The 18,064-nt window shown below is 32.3% G+C and carries 15 protein-coding genes and 1 pseudogene; 10 read left to right on the top strand and 6 right to left on the bottom strand.

Annotation, left to right across the window (positions count from 1 at the left end; genetic code table 11):
* Positions 1 to 5: 5 nt before the first annotated feature.
* Both A6J74_RS17385 and A6J74_RS17380 read right to left on the bottom strand, forming a co-directional pair.
* Positions 6 to 1,106, bottom strand: a complete 1,101-nt coding sequence (locus A6J74_RS17385; protein ID WP_000865927.1) for a glycosyltransferase family 4 protein — start codon at positions 1,104 to 1,106, stop codon at positions 6 to 8.
* 77 nt (positions 1,107 to 1,183) lie between these two features.
* Entirely contained in the window at positions 1,184 to 2,602 is a 1,419-nt protein-coding gene (locus tag A6J74_RS17380) for an O-antigen ligase family protein (protein ID WP_000943143.1), read from the bottom strand.
* A 271-nt stretch (positions 2,603 to 2,873) separates the two neighbouring features.
* Between A6J74_RS17380 and A6J74_RS17375 the strand changes: the two genes are divergently transcribed.
* The 3 genes and pseudogenes from A6J74_RS17375 (at position 2,874) to A6J74_RS30715 (ending at position 4,937) form a co-directional block, all read left to right on the top strand.
* Entirely contained in the window at positions 2,874 to 3,506 is a 633-nt protein-coding gene (locus tag A6J74_RS17375; protein WP_000924369.1) for a trimeric intracellular cation channel family protein, read from the top strand.
* A 129-nt stretch (positions 3,507 to 3,635) separates the two neighbouring features.
* Positions 3,636 to 4,133 (top strand): annotated as a pseudogene (locus A6J74_RS30720) (protoglobin family protein); the annotation flags it as partial.
* A 102-nt stretch (positions 4,134 to 4,235) separates the two neighbouring features.
* Complete coding sequence (locus tag A6J74_RS30715; RefSeq protein WP_370115450.1) at positions 4,236 to 4,937, top strand: methyl-accepting chemotaxis protein; 702 nt, start codon at positions 4,236 to 4,238, stop codon at positions 4,935 to 4,937.
* A gap of 69 nt (positions 4,938 to 5,006) precedes the next feature.
* Here A6J74_RS30715 and A6J74_RS17365 read toward each other — a convergent pair whose 3' ends face one another.
* Complete coding sequence (locus A6J74_RS17365) at positions 5,007 to 6,320, bottom strand: ArnT family glycosyltransferase (RefSeq protein ID WP_001015670.1); 1,314 nt, start codon at positions 6,318 to 6,320, stop codon at positions 5,007 to 5,009.
* Between the two features lie 321 nt (positions 6,321 to 6,641).
* On the opposite strand from A6J74_RS17365, the gene A6J74_RS17360 reads away from it, so the two are divergent.
* The 3 genes from A6J74_RS17360 (at position 6,642) to A6J74_RS17350 (ending at position 9,909) form a co-directional block, all read left to right on the top strand.
* Complete coding sequence (locus A6J74_RS17360; protein ID WP_000412115.1) at positions 6,642 to 7,154, top strand: acyl-CoA thioesterase; 513 nt, start codon at positions 6,642 to 6,644, stop codon at positions 7,152 to 7,154.
* Positions 7,155 to 7,605: 451 nt separating this feature from the next.
* A complete protein-coding gene (locus A6J74_RS17355; RefSeq protein WP_002040054.1) occupies positions 7,606 to 9,060 on the top strand; it encodes an oligosaccharide flippase family protein in 1,455 nt (484 codons plus the stop codon).
* A 27-nt stretch (positions 9,061 to 9,087) separates the two neighbouring features.
* Positions 9,088 to 9,909, top strand: coding sequence for a glycosyltransferase family 2 protein (locus A6J74_RS17350; RefSeq protein WP_000672689.1), 822 nt, complete (start codon positions 9,088 to 9,090; stop codon positions 9,907 to 9,909).
* A 47-nt stretch (positions 9,910 to 9,956) separates the two neighbouring features.
* On the opposite strand, the gene A6J74_RS17345 is transcribed toward A6J74_RS17350, so the two are convergent.
* Together A6J74_RS17345 and A6J74_RS17340 are read right to left on the bottom strand one after the other, a co-directional pair.
* Complete coding sequence (locus tag A6J74_RS17345) at positions 9,957 to 10,892, bottom strand: SDR family NAD(P)-dependent oxidoreductase (RefSeq protein ID WP_002046064.1); 936 nt, start codon at positions 10,890 to 10,892, stop codon at positions 9,957 to 9,959.
* Positions 10,893 to 10,948: 56 nt separating this feature from the next.
* Positions 10,949 to 11,521 carry a TetR/AcrR family transcriptional regulator gene (locus A6J74_RS17340; protein ID WP_000075002.1) on the bottom strand — a complete coding sequence of 191 codons (573 nt, stop codon included), beginning with the start codon at positions 11,519 to 11,521 and terminating at the stop codon, positions 10,949 to 10,951.
* Between the two features lie 169 nt (positions 11,522 to 11,690).
* Between A6J74_RS17340 and A6J74_RS17335 the strand changes: the two genes are divergently transcribed.
* Positions 11,691 to 13,244 (top strand): ABC-F family ATP-binding cassette domain-containing protein, encoded by a 1,554-nt coding sequence (locus tag A6J74_RS17335; protein ID WP_000055386.1) that lies wholly within the window; start codon positions 11,691 to 11,693, stop codon positions 13,242 to 13,244.
* A gap of 94 nt (positions 13,245 to 13,338) precedes the next feature.
* The gene (locus A6J74_RS17330) at positions 13,339 to 14,796 is read left to right on the top strand and encodes a glycosyltransferase family 39 protein (RefSeq protein ID WP_001191900.1); all 1,458 of its coding nucleotides are present in this window, start codon (positions 13,339 to 13,341) and stop codon (positions 14,794 to 14,796) included.
* 74 nt (positions 14,797 to 14,870) lie between these two features.
* Here the strand turns inward: A6J74_RS17330 and A6J74_RS17325 are convergent, their stop codons facing one another.
* Complete coding sequence (locus tag A6J74_RS17325; RefSeq protein WP_001048187.1) at positions 14,871 to 16,331, bottom strand: glycosyltransferase family 39 protein; 1,461 nt, start codon at positions 16,329 to 16,331, stop codon at positions 14,871 to 14,873.
* Between the two features lie 324 nt (positions 16,332 to 16,655).
* Between A6J74_RS17325 and A6J74_RS17320 the strand changes: the two genes are divergently transcribed.
* Positions 16,656 to 17,039 (top strand): GtrA family protein, encoded by a 384-nt coding sequence (locus A6J74_RS17320; protein ID WP_002092954.1) that lies wholly within the window; start codon positions 16,656 to 16,658, stop codon positions 17,037 to 17,039.
* Between the two features lie 36 nt (positions 17,040 to 17,075).
* Positions 17,076 to 18,047 (top strand): glycosyltransferase family 2 protein, encoded by a 972-nt coding sequence (locus tag A6J74_RS17315; protein WP_000413116.1) that lies wholly within the window; start codon positions 17,076 to 17,078, stop codon positions 18,045 to 18,047.
* Positions 18,048 to 18,064: the final 17 nt, after the last annotated feature.

The raw sequence follows: 18,064 nt of genomic DNA, 5'->3' as shown, positions 1-18,064 counted from the left end.
CCTCTCTATTTCAATAAAAGTTTTTTATATGCACTACGAGTATCTTCATACAAATTCTTTAGTGAGAAATGAGTAGATGCGTAATCATATAAACGATTTCCCATCTCTTCTAATTCCCCATTCAACCACTTTTCATAAGCATTTTCTAATGATTTTGCTAACGAATCTGCATCACCAATCGGTACAATCCATCCATATGTATCATCAACTATTAGCTTTCTCATATCCCCCACATTTGTTGCAATCGATGTTAAGCGTTGATTAGCTGCTTCTAATAAAACAAGAGGGAAACTTTCACTATAAGAAGTTAACAAATTAATGTGTGCAGATGCATATAATTCTTTTGAATCTGTACGAAAACCTAGAAAAATCACCTTATCCTCTAAGTTTTTTTGTTTCACCACAGCTTTTAATTCTGCTTCTATAGGTCCATCACCAAGCAAAAGTATCTTTATATTTTGGATTTTAATTTTTTGTAACGCTTCAAATAAAATACTATGTCCTTTAACAGGATGAAGACGAGCTACTTGGATCGCTGTAAATACTCCTTCATCGATACCAAATTCACTCTTATCATAAGCCTTTGCTGGAATATTATCATACTCAATTCCATTATAAATTGTACAAATTTTCTCTTCTGGTACCCCAAGCTTTATTATATTTTCCTTAAAGTTTTCCGTAATTGCAAAAAACAAATCTACCTTCTTGAAAGAACGTAAATTTAATTTCGTAAATACCCATCCTTTTAATCCCCCCTTCATAAAATCTAAGGTTGGATCACTATGAACGGTCATTATCCATTTCGCTTTTATACCTTTTTTCAAGAGGGAGAGGTAGAAATTCGCTCGTGCGCCATGTGTATGCACAATGTCAAATTGATTTTCATTAATAAATGATTTTATTTTTGAAAGAATTGATAGGTCGTACCGAGATGACTGAGTAAAAACATGTACTTGAATACCAAGGTTCCTCGCTTCTCTAGCAATCGCCCCTTCTTCAAATACCATTAATTCCACTTCTTTCTGTGGAAACTGAGATAAGAGTGAAATAATATGTGTTTTCCCCCCACCTTCTTCTGCACCAGCATTAATATGCAACACTTTCATTTCTTACATCCTCCATTTTTATTTTTATTTACTATAACAAAAATAAAAGCTAACATATGCTAGCTTTTATTTTTCTATCATTCAATTTCCAAGTCAACTATTAAATATGCCATGAGTAATACTAAGTAAAAACTTACTCCAGGTGCCATTAAAATATGCCCAGCGATAAATGAGATACCTAACCCTAACAGGATTGCTGCAATTACCATTGCGTACCTCACTGTAAATATTTGTTTAAACTTAGTAAATACACATGCGATGAATTTAATACCAAAGTATACGAACGGAACTACCAGTAAAATAAATCCTATAATTCCGAATGAATAGAACCAATCATGAAAATCACGTTCAATTAATTTCGGATCTGCTTTATAGTTACCAGCATACCCCATACCTAATAATTTTTGAGACATTGGGGCTTCCTTATAAAAATCTTTATACATTTGCTCGAATATTTGACGCCCACTAAAAATAATAGCTTGAGTTTCTTCCTTTTTCTCAGCTACTTTTTCTTTCTCTTTTTCTTTCTCTCTTTCTTTTTCTTGTTCCTTTTCTTTCTCTGTCACTGGAGGTTTATGCTCTTTCGCTTCCTCTTTCTTTCTCTCTTCATTTTTCGCACTCTGTTGCTGTTCAATAAATTGGAAATGGAATCCCATATTTTTCATGAATGGCGAAAAAGGTGTATATGCCATTATGCCTACAAAAACAGTCATTGCAATAAAACCATTTAATAAATAGACATTTTTCTTTCCATCTTTACGCTGTGTAAATGCCTGGATAAAGCACATAACAACTGCAATAGCCATTGCCACAAAGATGGCTCCTACACCAACTTTCGTTCCAATTGCAAATAGTGAATAGACAACTAAAACTGAAGGAATCCAATAATATACTTTACCTATACTTTTTGTTTTTTCAATTGAATACAAAATAACAATTGGGCACATGATGGCTAAAATAGATCCTAGCTCGTTACCTGCATAAAACCAACCACGAGACCCTAATTTCAACCACGTATAACTATTGTAATCTGTTCCCGTTGCAATCGAAACTACCATTACTATTCCTATGATTAACGATGCATACGTAATATATTCAAGCATTTTTGAATGTCTTTTTTCTTTTAAAGATTTAAAAACAAACACATAACAAGTAAGCATAACAAACGGATATAAAGCTTTTGCTATAAACTTAACTTCTTCTGTAAACACCATAGGGTTCTTTGTAAATTTATTATTTATTAACCCAATAGTGAAAACAATTCCAACTAGAATTATATACGATATATATTTTATACTCTCTCTCTTCTTTGTTTGAATTAAAATATATATCCCACCTAGAAGCATAACGAATAAACGTGTAATAACTCCAATAGTCGTATCAATTTTTAAAACCATTATACAAAATGCTGTAAGCAAATCTAAAATGGGTTGCAACAAAATAAAGATTAATAGAAAATTTTCAAATTTATTACTTGTACTATTTTCCCTTAACATCTAGAACCTCCATAACTTATACCTAAATTCACTCTATACAATTATTATTATTTTTCTCATCTCAAATATGTATTATAACATATATTTTTTAATTAAACGTCTCACATTTCTATCCAACCTTACCTCATAAAAAAAGTAAATTTGCATTTTCAAACGCTTTCCTTCCTTATTTTTTCTTTTTTTCTACATGTAACGAAAATGCATTGTTATTTACATAACTTTAGTGTATATTTTTTCTCTGGAACATCTTTAGGAGGAAGGGATTACAGCCATGTTATTAATCGACATATTTACGTTTCTTGGCATTATCGCCGCTGCTATTTCTGGTACATTAGTTGGTTTAAAAAAAGATTTAGATTTATTCGGTGTCCTTTGTTTAGCTGTAGCTACTGCGCTCGGCGGCGGTATTATTCGTGATATTATGATCGGTAACCTGCCTCCTGTCGCATTTGTAAAACCTATTTACTTTTTCGTAAGCGTATTATCAGCACTATTTACTTGTATGTTTTTTGAGCGTATCAATAAACTTCAAGTCGTTATTATGCTTTCTGATGCTGTTGGCTTAGGTGTTTTTACAGCCATTGGTGCAAATGCGGCAATGTCACATCATGTTGATGCCTCATTTTTAGTTGTTTCAATGGGAGTCATTACGGGGATTGGAGGCGGTATTTTGCGTGATATATGCGCCCAAGATATCCCTTACGTATTCCGAAAAGAAATTTACGCAATCGCTTCTATATTAGGAGCAATTAGCTTCTTAATCACACATGCAATGGGGGCGCACGTATTAGCTTTCTATGTTTGTTTATTAGTAACATTCATTATTCGTGTCGTCACTGTAATATATAATGTACATTTCCCTGTTTTCTTTAAAACACATGCTAAAATTAATAAAGGTCATTAAGAGAATTCTACATAGAATTCTCTTAATTTATATACTATTCTATACACAGATATAGAGTAATCGAATATAAAAATATATAATTATATTAGAAACAAAAATGAAAACGCTTCACAAACAGGGGGAAGAACGATGCTTGGGGTTTTTAAAAAACATACTCATAAAACAAACACCAGTATAATTGAATTAAGTAAGGAACAACAAATAACCTTTAACGTACCTGCTAATTCCGAATTAAGGATTCAAATGGATATGCTACATATTTCAAAGGAAGATTTACAAATTGTAAAAGTACTACAGCCCTTTATTTATGAGGAAATAGATTGGATTACAGAAAAATTCTATGCCAATATTACAAAACAACCTAATTTAATTACTATTATTGAACGTTACAGCTCTATTCCAAAACTAAAACAAACTTTAAAAACACATATTAAAGAATTATTCAGTGGAGATATGCACGAAGATTTTATTGAACAACGTGTCAGAATTGCCAAAAGACATGTTCAAATTGGCTTACATAGAAAATGGTATACGGCTGCCTATCAAGAATTATTCCGTTCCATCATAAAGATTTTACAAACAAAGATTACAATAATCGATGATTTTTCATATTCTATAAATGTAATAAACAAATTATTCACACTTGAACAAGAGCTTGTTCTTGCAGCTTATGAATCTGAGTATGAACAAATTCAAAAAGAACATGAAAAAGAAAAAGAAATAACGGCTATGACAATTACACATATTGCAAATGAACTAGCAGCTGTATCTGAAAAAACAAGCTCTTCTATTCAAAAGTTAACTGCTAAATCCGAAACTATTGTAGAGATTGCCAAAACCGGTACATCATTAGCAACCACATCAGAAGAAAAAGCTAATAAAGGTAAAGAACAATTAAATCAGCAAAACAAACGAATGGGATACATTCAAACAAATATGGAAACTATCATTACAGATACTCATGAACTTCTCAATATTTCTAACAAAATTAACGAAATCATAGATATCGTTAAATCAATTGCAGAGCAAACAAATTTACTAGCACTAAACGCTGCTATTGAATCTGCACGTGCTGGAGAGTTTGGCAAAGGTTTTTCTGTTGTAGCTGGAGAAATCCGAAAATTATCAGAGCAAACGAAAGAATCTATCTCCAACGTTACAAAACTCGTTGAAAAAACAAATGAACAGATTATTCATGTTTCTTCTTCTGTAAAACAGATTAGTTCTCTCGTATCTGAAGGAACTGATAGTATGTACGCGACAGATCAATACTTCCATGAAATCGTAAAAGATATGTCTAATTCGAAAGAACAGAATAAAAAAATTGAAAATGAATTAGAAGCTATTTCGCAAGTAATGAAGGGCATTCAAGACGATTCTTCAAAAATGGCTCTAACAGCTGATAGTCTACAACTAGAACTAAACCGATAAGGCGAAGCTTATATTAATAACGATTTTTCATCATCTAACAATAAAAAAAGAATCCATTTTGGATTCTTTTTATTTTCTAAAAAATATTTTTTGACAATACACATAACTCATATAGACACCAAAGCTTTGTAAAATAAACAATGCTGGCATAATAATATTATAGTATGCCATATCTACTTGAAAGATTTTTAGCAATACATATCCGCTAATCAACAATAAGAACAACATGTATCCTTCATTCTTTTGTTTCTTAATAAGAAAATGTAATAAAGCTATAGCCATGAATAATGTTATTGCTATATATATCAGCTTTTCACATTTGAATAGGATAGAATTTATCCCCTCATCTGAAAACTGATTCATTACTGGTTTTAGCAGTTTAAATCTTTCACTCTCAATCTCTTTTAACTTTTGATCAATATGTTCTATTACAGTTTGATTTCCCGGTATTTTTTCCTCTTTTTGATTTTTACCGATTAAAACCGATTGAACATACGTCTCATTCGAAATCGTATATTGTGACATTCCCATCGTCTTAATTCCGTAACTCACGCCAAAATGAACACTATAAAATAGAATAAGCATCCCTATCATCTTTAATAGTATTTTTTGTTTCGTTGCGGATTGAAACAATTCAATTAACAACACATATACCGCAATAAAAATAGGAAGAAATAACCCCATTGGGAACAGCATATTGCTAAATGCAAATAAAACCGCTGAAAGCACCCACATATAAGGATGATCTAATCCTTTATATAAAAGTATGTAACAAGCAAAATAAAATAAGCATATTGCGAGCGATTCAGGCGCTAATAAGGAACTCATAAATATATTTGGAATATATAAAGCGTAAAATACGGACGCAACGCGACCACATTCTTCCCCAAAAACCATAGCGGCAATACGATAAATTAAAAACGCAGTTCCTGTACAGAACAAAATATTAAATAACTGTAAAACAAATGCCGTATCACCAAATATACGAATAACTATCGATTCATAAATGATAAAGGGTAACTGTGTTATATTCTCTATATTATTGCCAATTGCAATCTGCTTTGCAGACTCATACATCGCTTTCATATCACCGATAATCGGAACATCTACAATTAAAACCATACTAACTCTCACAACTATAGATACGCTCATAAGAAAAATAAAAAATTGTTTATCTGTAAAACGATATTGTAAAATTGATGCCACTAACAATATGAGGATGACGAAAATTGCCAATACGATTGTTACACTCGTTGTACTTCCTCCAAAAAATTGCTTACTTGTTTCAAACGCTGACCAACAACTATAAACAAAAAATGTGAGCATCGCACCAATCATTATTTTACTGAAAAAAGACGAAAAATTTGTTTGTATATGATTCATATGTCCATTGCACCTCTATCTCCATTCATAACAAAACGATTCTATCATGAATAGGTACACGGCTGATAGGGAATTTCTATGACAAATATATAGTCATTACTTTTTCACTTGCAATGTAAGCGAATCCTCTTTTACACTACACTTTAGACAAAATAAATTTTCTTTCAGTTACATGAATATACTTTCAAAAGTATTATTACTCCTCTACTCATACATTTTACTTGTTTAAATACCCGGTAAAATCAAATAGGAACTAACCTTCCTTTTATGTCATAAAGAACATGTCACTCTGATTGAAAATGTACACTAGGGGCTGAATATATGGAAAAGAAATTTATGAGAGAATCAAAAGCAATTAAAACAACACGTGTTTTTCCAAATGATTTAAACAACCATCAAACATTATTTGGTGGCAAATTATTGGCTGAAATTGATAGTATTGCTTCTATTGCAGCAGCAAGGCATAGTCGCAAGCATTGTGTGACAGCATCCATTGATTCTGTTGATTTTTTAACACCTATTCATCAAGCTGACTCTGTTTGTTATGAGGCATTTGTTTGCTATACTGGTAAATCATCTATGGAAGTCTTCGTAAAAATAATTGCAGAAAATTTATTAGAGGGAGAACGCCGTATCGCCGCTACTTGCTTTATTACATTCGTAGCATTACAAGATGGCAAACCTTCTTCTGTACCTCAAGTATTACCAGAAACTGAGGAAGAACATTGGTTGCATAAAACTGGTTCCGAACGTGCTGAGACCCGAAAAAAAGGACGTTTAAAAAGCAAAGAAATGGCTGAGGTATTAACTTTAAATAAGCCTTGGAGTGTATAAAATTTCAATATCGAAAATACCTTCTGAGCGGATAACTAACTTGTATTCGCTCATTTCTTTATAAACAGTTCAAGTCTCTCATACAATCTCTACGTCTTTTCACAAATACTATGTAATATTTTTATACATATCTTGGCTAGGCTATTTCAATATTAACTTTTTCTAGTGTATAAAGTTCTATTTATAACTCGCTTCTAATCGAGGAATAGTTGCTTTACAAAGTTTATGTAAGGTACACTTATACGGGCGGTCAGCAAACTAATTTAAAAATTTGCAAGTTGTGTAGAAAACGCCTTGTTTTTTACTATATCAAAATACAATAAAGAACGATCATTATTCTTTACCAACTAAAAACAATTTCATTTTAGTTGAAGTAATTATCCCTACTTAAAAACTTTAATATAAAACGCATTTTAATTAAATTGTATTACTTTAATGGAAAGGTGAAACTATGCAAAAGTCTATTGTTTCAAATATTTTTTATAAAATACTACTCAATACGTTTAACATTATACTTCCAATCTTAGTTGGTCCATACGCATACCGCATGCTAGGAGCCAATTCGATGGGAACCGTTAACTTTGCTGAAACTATTTTTAATTACTTTTTCATATTCGCGGTTTTTGGTGTATATCAATATGGCTTACGTGAAGTTAGCTTAATTAAAAATGATAAAAAGAAAGTTTCTCAATTATTCACAAGTCTCTATGTAATTAATGTTACAACTAGCCTTTTAGCTTTATGTGCTTTTTTAACCTTTAGTTATATTGGATATGGAAATGAAAGCTTATTTCCTGTTCTTCTTATTTTTGGCTTCAATTTTATTTCCAATCTATTTTATGTGGAATGGTTCAATGAAGCGTATGAAAATTATGACTTCATCACTAAAAAAACAGTTATTGTTCGACTAATTTATGTTGTACTGCTTTTCTGCCTAGTTCATGGAGTGGATGATTATAAAACATTCGCAGGTTTATTAGCACTATCAACATTTTTAAATCATTCTATTAGCTTTGTATATGTGAAACGCCAAGTAAAGTTTGATTTTTCTAACTTAACCATTATCCCGCATTTAAAACCGTTGCTATTAGTCGTCATTTTTTCAAATGCTAATATTTTATATACACAATTAGATCGTCTTGTGTTAGGTGAATACGCCGGAAAAGCAGAGGTCGCTTACTACGTTATGGCTTTTCAAATTATGACCATTATTAATACACTTATGTTAAGCGTTGTACAAGTAACGATTCCACGGCTTTCTTACTTATCAGGAAATGCATCTGAAAGTGAGTATGAATCTTTGTTAAACAAAATTTCAAAGGTGTATTTTATTACCCTATTTCCCGCCGCAATTGGTTTAATGCTCATTGCTCACGGAGCTGTTGTCATTTATGGTGGATCAGAATTTGCTGGGGCTGGTAATACATTAATTGTGTTCGCTTTCTATATGATTACAGTTGGTATTGAATCTATTTTATCGAATCAAATTATTTATGTTAAAAAGAAGGAAGGTATTTTAGTACGCTTTTTATTCATTTGCGGGTTTATTAACCTAGCATCCAATATTGCACTAATATTCTTCCATGTGCTTACACCAGCGACAGCAATTTTCACAACTACAATTGCTAACAGTTTATTAATTGTACTTGAATATATTTATGTTAAAAAGAAATTAAAAGTGAATTATACATTATTTGATATGCAAAAACTTAAATATCTATTTTATTCACTAACATTTGTACCAATAGCATTCGTTATTCGTATGTTCGTATCTGGGCAAATACTACAAGTTCTCCTAGTCATGGTAGCATGCGGATTAACATATGCTCTTATCCTTTTCTTAACAAAGGATGAAATTCTCTTTACTCTAATAGAAAAAATACAAGCACGATTTAAAAAAGCTTAAACGTAATTCTTAAAGGAGCTGTTAAAATTGAAATTCTCTTTAATCATGGCTACTTGTGGCAGACGTGATGATATTCTTGACTTACTAAAATCACTTGAAAAACAAACTTACCAAAACTTTGAACTCATCGTAGTAGATCAAAATGATACTCCAATCTCGGATCTCTTTGATGAATATAAAGAAAAATTTTCTATTAACTACATTTATACACCTATTAAAGGGTTATCTAGAGCTCGAAATACTGGATTAAAAGTAGCGGATGGCGATATCATCGCTTTTCCAGATGACGATTGTATTTATGAAACAAATGTTTTAGAAAGTATATTAGAAACTTTCAACTCTAATAACGATGTTCAGTTTATATCAACAAACACTACTAATGTTGAAGGAACTGGTTCTTTAATACTTGCACCTAATACAGACATTATTCTTAATAACAAATATGGATTTTTAGGTCCCTCTTTTACACTATTCTTTACAAAACAATTTGTACAAGATGTAGGTACATTCGACGAGGATTTAGGTGTTGGCTCTGGAACGATTTATGGAGCTGGTGAAGAAACCGACTTTGTTCTACGCGGTATGAAAAAAGACCACACTGGTTTATTTAGAAAAGATCTGTTCGTATACCATCCTGTAAAAGAAGAAGTTATAAATGAACAATCATTAAAACGTGCCATTTCTTATGCTGGCGGTTTTGGCAGAGTGATTCGCTTACATTATGGATTCCCTTATTTCTTACGTGCTGTTGCTGCTGCCACATTCCGTATGACACAAAATATTTCTAATGATAAACGTAAATTCCATGCAAATCGTTTACGCGGGATTATTCGTGGATATTTAAAATAAACTCATATGAAAAAGGTGTAACCATTTCTATGAAATGGTTACACCTTTTATTTCTTTTGCATAGATAAGATTGTTTCCTCTAATCCTTCGCGATAAGATGTTTTAGGTACTTTCCCAATGAGCATTTCATATTTTTCTCCACTTAATACAACCGGTTTTTCTGTCAAATAGAGCATTTCTACATATTCTTTCATCTGCTTATCAAATAAACCCATTAACTTTATTATTCCTCTTTTTACGGTCATAACTTGTTTTGTATATCCCGTCAATTCACGTATATATTGCATCATCTCTTCTCCGGTAATGACACCGCAACCTGGTATGTTCCACTGTTGTCCATAAGCCTCCTCACATAACGCTAATTCAACCATCGCTTTTGCACCATCTGGCGTAAAAATATACTCGCGTGCAATTCTCTTATCTCCAACAAAGCTAGACACTTTATTTGCAAGTACGCCATGTAAAGTATGATGAACAAGTGTGCTTTCCGCATTTGGACCGTAAAAATCAGGAAAATGAGCAATAAACATTTTGACGCTACTCTGCTTTGCCATCGCTTCAAGTTGTAATCGTATTTTCCCCTTCTTCGTATGAGGATTCTTTTCAGCATCTTCTTTAACCAGCCTTTGATTTTGCCTTCCATATGCATAAATATTATCAACGATCCCTAACTTACTATCACTCTCTTTTGCTACTTCCAATATGTTTCTTAATAGTTTATGTTGCTTCTTTTCCCAATCTGAATATGGGATATTTACAGCATGGAATATAACATCTACACCTTTCGCAGCATCTATTATATCCTCTTTTACAAATACATCTCCTGCTACTGTTTGTATATGTTCCTCTCCTTGAAATAAATTCTCCAACTTCTCCTTATTTCTTGCAAAGGCAACTACATCAATCCCTCTATTACATAACTCCTTTGTAATCGCATAACCCATTGCTCCTGATGCTCCCAGTACTAACGCTTTTCTCATCATAAGTTCCCCCTCCAATTAATTAACCACTGTTCAATTAATAACAAAAAGAAAATCACCTACATTAGAAGCGATTTTGAAATAAACTCTACATGCACTTGAGCAAGCCCCTTTAATTCTTCAAATGTTTGCCCACTTCCGCAATAATGTGCGACAAACCCATGTAATGATAAAAAGACAGACCATATCGTCATTGTATCTATTTTTTTATTACATAAAGAAAAAACAACCTTTGCAAATTTTTCATAACTAACATTTGGGCCGTCTGCCAAACATTCCTTTAACTCATCGTTTTTAATTAAAAACATCATTTCATAATGACTTTGATTTTTCAAACCAAACTCTATAAAACCAAATAAAACTGCTTTTAACTGCTCTTCTCGAGATAAGTTTCTTTTACTAATTTCATCTAACTTTTCATTTAACAATTGAAAGTCTTGTTCTACCATCGCATAAAAAAGTTCAGCTTTATTTTTAAAATGGTAATAAATTGAACCATGGCTATACCCTAGTTCCGTCGCAATTTTACGCATTGAAGTGTGCTGATATCCTTGTTGTACAAATAAATTTCTTGCTACGTTCATAATCATTTCTCTTGTTAACTCTTGTTTGACTGCTCTTCTTGGCGACATTTTTTATACCTCACGATTTAATTAACCACTGTTCAATTATATTATATATTTTTTCCAAAATAATGCAAATCCTTATTTGAAAAAATATACATTTTTGAAATGATAGCATTATATCGAAGAATTTAGTATCATGATTCAAGACACTATTTAGAATTGAACGGAGGACATTATGAGCTTATTAACTGTTGAAAAATTAGGCCATACATTTGGTGATCGTACATTATTTAAAGATGTATCCATGCGCTTACTCGCAGGAGAACACGTTGGATTAGTTGGAGCAAACGGTGTTGGTAAATCAACATTTATGAATATAATTACTGGTCAACTTATCCATGATGAAGGCCGAGTTGAATGGACACCTGGTACAAATTATGGTTACTTAGACCAACATACAATTTTAACACCTGGCCGCACAATTCGTGACATATTAGCAGATGCGTTTTTACCTTTATTTGAACAAGAAAAAGCTTTAAATGAAGTTACAGAAAAAATGGGAACTGCTACACCTGAAGAATTAGAAGAGCTTCTTGAGCAAATGGCAGAAATACAAGATGCTCTTGAAGCAGGTGGTTTCTATTTATTAGATATGAAAATTGAGGAAGCAGCGCGTGGTCTTGGAATTGACGCAATTGGTTTAGATCGTGATGTTGCCGCATTAAGTGGTGGGCAACGTACAAAAGTGTTACTTGCAAAATTACTACTTGAACAACCAGAAGTATTACTATTAGATGAACCTACCAACTATCTAGACGTTGAACATATTCATTGGTTAACAAATTATTTAAAAGAATATCCACATGCATTCCTATTAATTTCCCATGATACGGAATTTATGAATAAATGTGTCGATATTATTTTCCATCTAGAGTTTACAAAAATGACGCGTTATACAGCGACATATGAAAAATTCCTAGAACTTGCTGAAATTAATAAAAACCAACATATTAATGCTTACGAAAAACAAAAAGAATTTATTAAAAAACAAGAAGATTTTATTGCGAAAAATAAGGCTCGCTACTCAACGACAGGTCGTGCAAAGAGTCGTCAAAAACAACTCGATCGTATGGAACGTATTGATCGTCCTGAAACAGCAATTAAACCTGAATTCTCATTTAAAGAGAGTCGCGCAAGTAGCCGATTCGTCTTTGAAGGAGAAAATGTAGAGATTGGATATACACATCCGTTATTACCAAAATTAACGATGACAATCGAACGTGGTGAAAAAATTGCAATCGTTGGATGTAATGGGGTCGGTAAGTCAACACTATTAAAGACAATTTTAGGTAAGATCAAACCATTAAGCGGAAAAACAAGTCTTGGTGACTTCTTAAATCCATCATACTTCGAACAAGAAGTAAAAGCTGATAATATAACACCAATTGATGATGTTTGGAATACATTCCCTAGCATGGACCAACACCAAGTACGTGCAATGCTAGCAAAATGCGGTTTGAAAAATGAACATATTTCTCGTCCACTGAACCAATTAAGCGGTGGTGAACAAGCAAAGGTTCGTTTATGTAAGCTAATGGGAGAAGACAGCAACTGGTTACTATTTGACGAGCCGACGAACCACCTTGATGTTACAGCAAAAGAGGAACTAAAAAAGGCGATGAAAGCATATAAAGGAACAATTCTTCTTGTATGCCACGAACCCGATTTTTATGAAGATTGGATAACAAAAACTTGGGATGTAGAAAAATGGGCCCAAGAAAATTCTTAATCACCTGAAATCATCCCTTTACACCACCACTTAGTGTGTAAAGGGATTTTTCCTTGAAATAGCCATAAAATTCAATAAGGAGTTTTTAATTATAATGCAAAGTTCATTTTTTCTAAAACTCAATACATTTTTTGTGAAATCATTGTTAGTGCTATGTCTCATTATTTCTGGAGCTATTACATGGCACTCAGTATATGTAGTTAGAGAACAGGCCAACACTCGTTTACTTATTATAATCCCAAGTATTATTCTAATAGGGATTTTATTTTTACTAATTGGCTATATTTCCAATAAATATATGTCAAAATTAATGTTCGCCATTTCACTTATCATTTTAGCTTTCTCTATTCGATTAATCTGGATTCTTAATATCCAAACTCCTGTCGAATCAGATTTTGGTATGATGTACAATGGTGCTTTGCAAGCGACTAAAGGAGATTTTAGTTTTGCTCAAAGCATATATTATACTTCGTGGGTTTATCAACTTGGATTTACAATGTACGAAGCTTTTATTGTTAATTTATTTGGTGAAGGAACCTTCCTTCTAAAGCTCTTAAATGTATTCTATTGCACTGGAACAACATTTCTCGTTTATAAAATAACTTCTCACATATTTAATGAGTGGTCCGGACGCGTGGCTGGATTACTATATGCAGTATATATCCCAAGTATTGTGCTGAGCTCAGTCCTAACAAATCAACATCTTGCCACGTTCCTATTTTACCTTGGATTTTATTTATTAATTACAAAAGGATTAAGCCATAAATATATGTGGATTTTTATAGGAGTTTCACTTTCCTTAGGGGACATCATGCGTCCACTTGGTGGTATAATCTTGATTGCAGTAACTATTTATGTCTTTTTACACGGTATGTTAGGGAAATCAAAGCAAGATATTTTCACTTCTATAAAAAAACTTTGTGGAATTTTCGTTGTATTTTACCTTGTTCATTACATTATAAGTTATTCGTTTATATCTGCGGGAATTACACAATATCCACTATCTAACCGTGATCCTCTCTGGAAGTTTACAGTAGGATTTAATCACGAAACAAAAGGTGGCTATTCTGCAGCAGATGCGGAATATATTATGTCCCTTGAGATTGGCGAAGAACGAAAAGCTGCTGAAAAGAAACTGATTCAAGAACGATTAGCTGATCCACAAAAGGTTTTATCGTTATTTGGTGATAAGTTCATACTCATGTGGGCAGAGTACGACTCCGCCCCAGTATGGAGTCTACTAACACTTGGGAACACAGATAATGATATGATTACTTTAAAAGACGACCTTACGAAATATGAAAAGTATATATATACTACATCTATGCTATTCAGTACATTAGCACTTCTTTATCTCATATTGACTAAGCAAAACAACACGCATTACACACTATTTTTATTATTAATAATTGGTTACGTAACTGTTCATTTCTTAATCGAATACCAAACAAGATATCGATACTTCATCATGCCTAGCTTTACAATCATTCAAAGCTATGGGCTATATTTATGCTATCGATTTATATCAAATAGAAAAACCTCAAAAGTATAAAATACAGTAAGGTTTTAATCATCAAAACAAATTAAAACCGAATAAAAAGGCATGAGCCCGGTACAATACCGAACTCATGCCTTTTCATTTATATCTATATTCTCTTTTTTATTGAAAGCATGATTTATACCAAAAGCAGCCAAGATTACCATTGATATTGTAGCTGAATAATGATATCTTGATGCCACTTCTACTAACAACTGTGCCATTGTTAGCCCTATTGCAAATAAGCAAATAATAAATAGAGAAGATTTATTTTTATTTTTTATAGCCACTAATACACCTAGTATTGAGGTAGCAATTAAGAAGTAATAAAACATATTCGATGCTACAGTGTATCGTACTATATTATCTAATACAGGCCCAGCATAGTCCACTGCTGAACTATCATCACCTAAAAACGAAAAGAATTTATCGGAGAATAGTTTCACAAAGTCGATATTACCACTTTGCACCCTTTCTTTTGCTTCTTCTAGCATTTTCTGTTGAGCATCATCAGCAGTCCATCCTGGTTTATCACTATAATAAAACAATAGTTCAGCATCTGGCTTATTCCATTTCCCCGAACTTTCCTCATTAAATCCTACATAAATATTATAACCCGGGGTTGATGCTATTTCTTCACCTAAACGTAATGTTATATACTGATTTATCGCCGAGGAAAAAATAAGGTATCCGACAACGATAACCCCTACATATGTTATCTTATTTAACCATATTTTTTTATTCCCAATTTGCTTTATATCTATAATAAAGAACCATATCACTAGAGCTATAATTGGAACTGCTGCAATTGGTCGTACCATATTCATAAATGCAAGTAACGCTGCTATTAAAATGGAATAAACAAGTAATCTTTTTATATTTATATTGGCGATTTTCTCATGAACGATTATCATAATCATCCAAATCAACAACAGTACTGTACAATAGAGCGGCTCTGACAATGCAAACATATTATACATGGTTTGCGAAGGTAACGCGATCCATAAAACACTTGCTGTTATTGCAGTTTTTACCCCACCAATTTTTCTAGATATAGCATATATTAATCCCATTGATATTGTAGTTAGGATAACATTCAAAATAGGTGGTATCATATAACTAGAGCCAAATATCTTCAAGAAAATACTTAAGACTGACGCATAACCAAAAATATGTGGAAATAATGCTATGTATCTCTTATTAATAACGAAGCTTTCACTTAATTCTTCTGCAGTATAATAAAACGTAGCATAATCAACTAATGGCTGAATTTGATAGCTGAGCACCCATGTTAATTTAACTGCTAAACAAACGATTACTAAAACGAAAAAGCATTTTTTTTCATTTAATTTTTCTAGATACAGCGAGCCTTTTCTAAGGATAAAACTTCCTACTATAGATAATAATAAAACACCCGTTAATAATATTACGTAATTATATTTTTGTGTATCTGAAAAATAATTAATAAATAATACCGAAGCAAAAAATCCATATATGATATATACCGCTCGTGTAGAGAAAGTAGACATTCCTTTTAAAAATAAGTTCAATACAATTTACTCCTTTATACATTACTATAAGAATAGTGGTATCTCCTTTACAAAAACGTAATGAATATGTAGGGCCCTTCATTTCCACCCAAAAACCTAAAATACCCATTTTTTTTTTTGCTCACACTATACCTCTTCTAATTGTCGATCCGTAAATCAATCATACCATATATATAACTAGACTTTACATATATCGCTCGTTCTTTTCATATTTTCCCTAATTAAAACAAATAACGTTTCAGCATAAAATATGTTATAATATGTATTTGTTATGTATGAATAATCTTTCTACATTTTCTATTTTATAAAAATGAGGATACTATGATGGAAAAACTCTTAAAGTTTGGTTTAGTAGGAATCTTTAATACACTCATTACAATTATTAGTTTTGGGATATTGGTAAAGCTCGGGATGAACTATCTTGTTGCGAATACCATTGCCTATTTAATTGGTGTTGCCAATAGCTATTATTGGAATAAAAATTGGGTGTTTAAACCTAATAATAAAAGCATGTCAATGTTCTTTAAGTTTCTAACTGTAAATTTAATTGTATTGGCTTTTAATACATTATGTTTGTTTATATTAGTAGATAAACTTACCTTTAATGCATTTATTGCACAAATCTTCGCAATTGGTGTTGGAATGGTTATAAATTTTATCCTTAATAAAATTTGGACATTCAACCAAACTGAACAGGCTACCAATTAAACTTAAGCAACTTATTAAAACTACGGAGGATACAACATGGAAAAATTAATTTCGGTTGTAGTTCCTATGTACTTCGAGGAAGAAGTAGCACAGGAATGTTATAATCGTTTAAAGTCCGTTATGCTTCAAAATAATATTAATTATGAATTTGTCTTTGTAAACGATGGCAGTACGGATCGTACAATGGACATTTTATCTGAGATTGCAGCAAATGATTACCGTACAAAAATTGTTAATTTTGCACGTAACTTCGGACATCAAGTAGCTGTTACAGCGGGTATTGCTGCTGCAAAAGGTGACGCTATTGTAATTATAGATGCAGATTTACAAGATCCACCAGAAGTTATTCCTGAGCTTATTGCCAAATGGGAAGAAGGATATGAAGTTGTTTATGCAAAACGTAAACAACGTAAAGGTGAAACTTGGTTTAAACTTTTAACTGCTAAATATTTCTATAAATTCTTAAACTATATGTCTGATATCGATATCCCAAAAGATACAGGTGATTTCCGAATCATCGATCGCAAAGTTGCTGATGTGTTCAATCAAATGACAGAACGAAATCGCTTTATTCGCGGTATGATGTCTTGGGTTGGCTTCCGCCAAACGTATGTTGAATATGAACGTGACGAGCGTTTTGCTGGCGAAACAAAATACCCATTAAAGAAAATGATTAAATTTGCATCAGACGGTATCATTGCCTTTTCGACAAAACCGTTACGAATTGTTATGTCTTTAGGCTTATTATCAGTTCTCATTTCTATAATTGTCTTGCTTTATACAATTACTGTGAAAATCATCGGCGATGGTACTCAAACAGGTTGGGCATCCATTATGGTTGCTATTACATTCTTTAGCGGTATTCAGTTACTTGGTCTTGGAATCGTCGGTCAGTATATTGCTCGTATTTATGACGAAAGTAAAAACCGTCCGATTTATATCGTGAAAGAAACGATCAATATTGAACAAGAAGAGGCTGCACAGAAAAAAGAAAAAGTGAATGCATAATAAAAAAGGTAACAATG

The organism is Bacillus sp. FDAARGOS_235 (genome assembly GCF_002073415.2).
Classification (GTDB): domain Bacteria; phylum Bacillota; class Bacilli; order Bacillales; family Bacillaceae_G; genus Bacillus_A; species Bacillus_A toyonensis.
The sequence above is the reverse complement of the archived record's forward strand: the minus strand, read 5'-3'. Positions and strand labels throughout refer to the sequence as shown.

Bases quoted from the DNA above. Each gene is read 5' to 3' on its own strand.
- A6J74_RS17385 (WP_000865927.1), bottom strand. From the start codon at position 1,106: ATGAAAGTGTTGCATATTAATGCTGGTGCAGAAGAAGGTGGGGGGAAA.
- A6J74_RS17380 (WP_000943143.1), bottom strand. From the start codon at position 2,602: ATGTTAAGGGAAAATAGTACAAGTAATAAATTTGAAAATTTTCTATTA.
- A6J74_RS17375 (WP_000924369.1), top strand. From the start codon at position 2,874: ATGTTATTAATCGACATATTTACGTTTCTTGGCATTATCGCCGCTGCT.
- A6J74_RS30715 (WP_370115450.1), top strand. From the start codon at position 4,236: ATGACAATTACACATATTGCAAATGAACTAGCAGCTGTATCTGAAAAA.
- A6J74_RS17365 (WP_001015670.1), bottom strand. From the start codon at position 6,320: ATGAATCATATACAAACAAATTTTTCGTCTTTTTTCAGTAAAATAATG.
- A6J74_RS17360 (WP_000412115.1), top strand. From the start codon at position 6,642: ATGGAAAAGAAATTTATGAGAGAATCAAAAGCAATTAAAACAACACGT.
- A6J74_RS17355 (WP_002040054.1), top strand. From the start codon at position 7,606: ATGCAAAAGTCTATTGTTTCAAATATTTTTTATAAAATACTACTCAAT.
- A6J74_RS17345 (WP_002046064.1), bottom strand. From the start codon at position 10,892: ATGATGAGAAAAGCGTTAGTACTGGGAGCATCAGGAGCAATGGGTTAT.
- A6J74_RS17340 (WP_000075002.1), bottom strand. From the start codon at position 11,521: ATGTCGCCAAGAAGAGCAGTCAAACAAGAGTTAACAAGAGAAATGATT.
- A6J74_RS17335 (WP_000055386.1), top strand. From the start codon at position 11,691: ATGAGCTTATTAACTGTTGAAAAATTAGGCCATACATTTGGTGATCGT.
- A6J74_RS17330 (WP_001191900.1), top strand. From the start codon at position 13,339: ATGCAAAGTTCATTTTTTCTAAAACTCAATACATTTTTTGTGAAATCA.
- A6J74_RS17320 (WP_002092954.1), top strand. From the start codon at position 16,656: ATGGAAAAACTCTTAAAGTTTGGTTTAGTAGGAATCTTTAATACACTC.
- A6J74_RS17315 (WP_000413116.1), top strand. From the start codon at position 17,076: ATGGAAAAATTAATTTCGGTTGTAGTTCCTATGTACTTCGAGGAAGAA.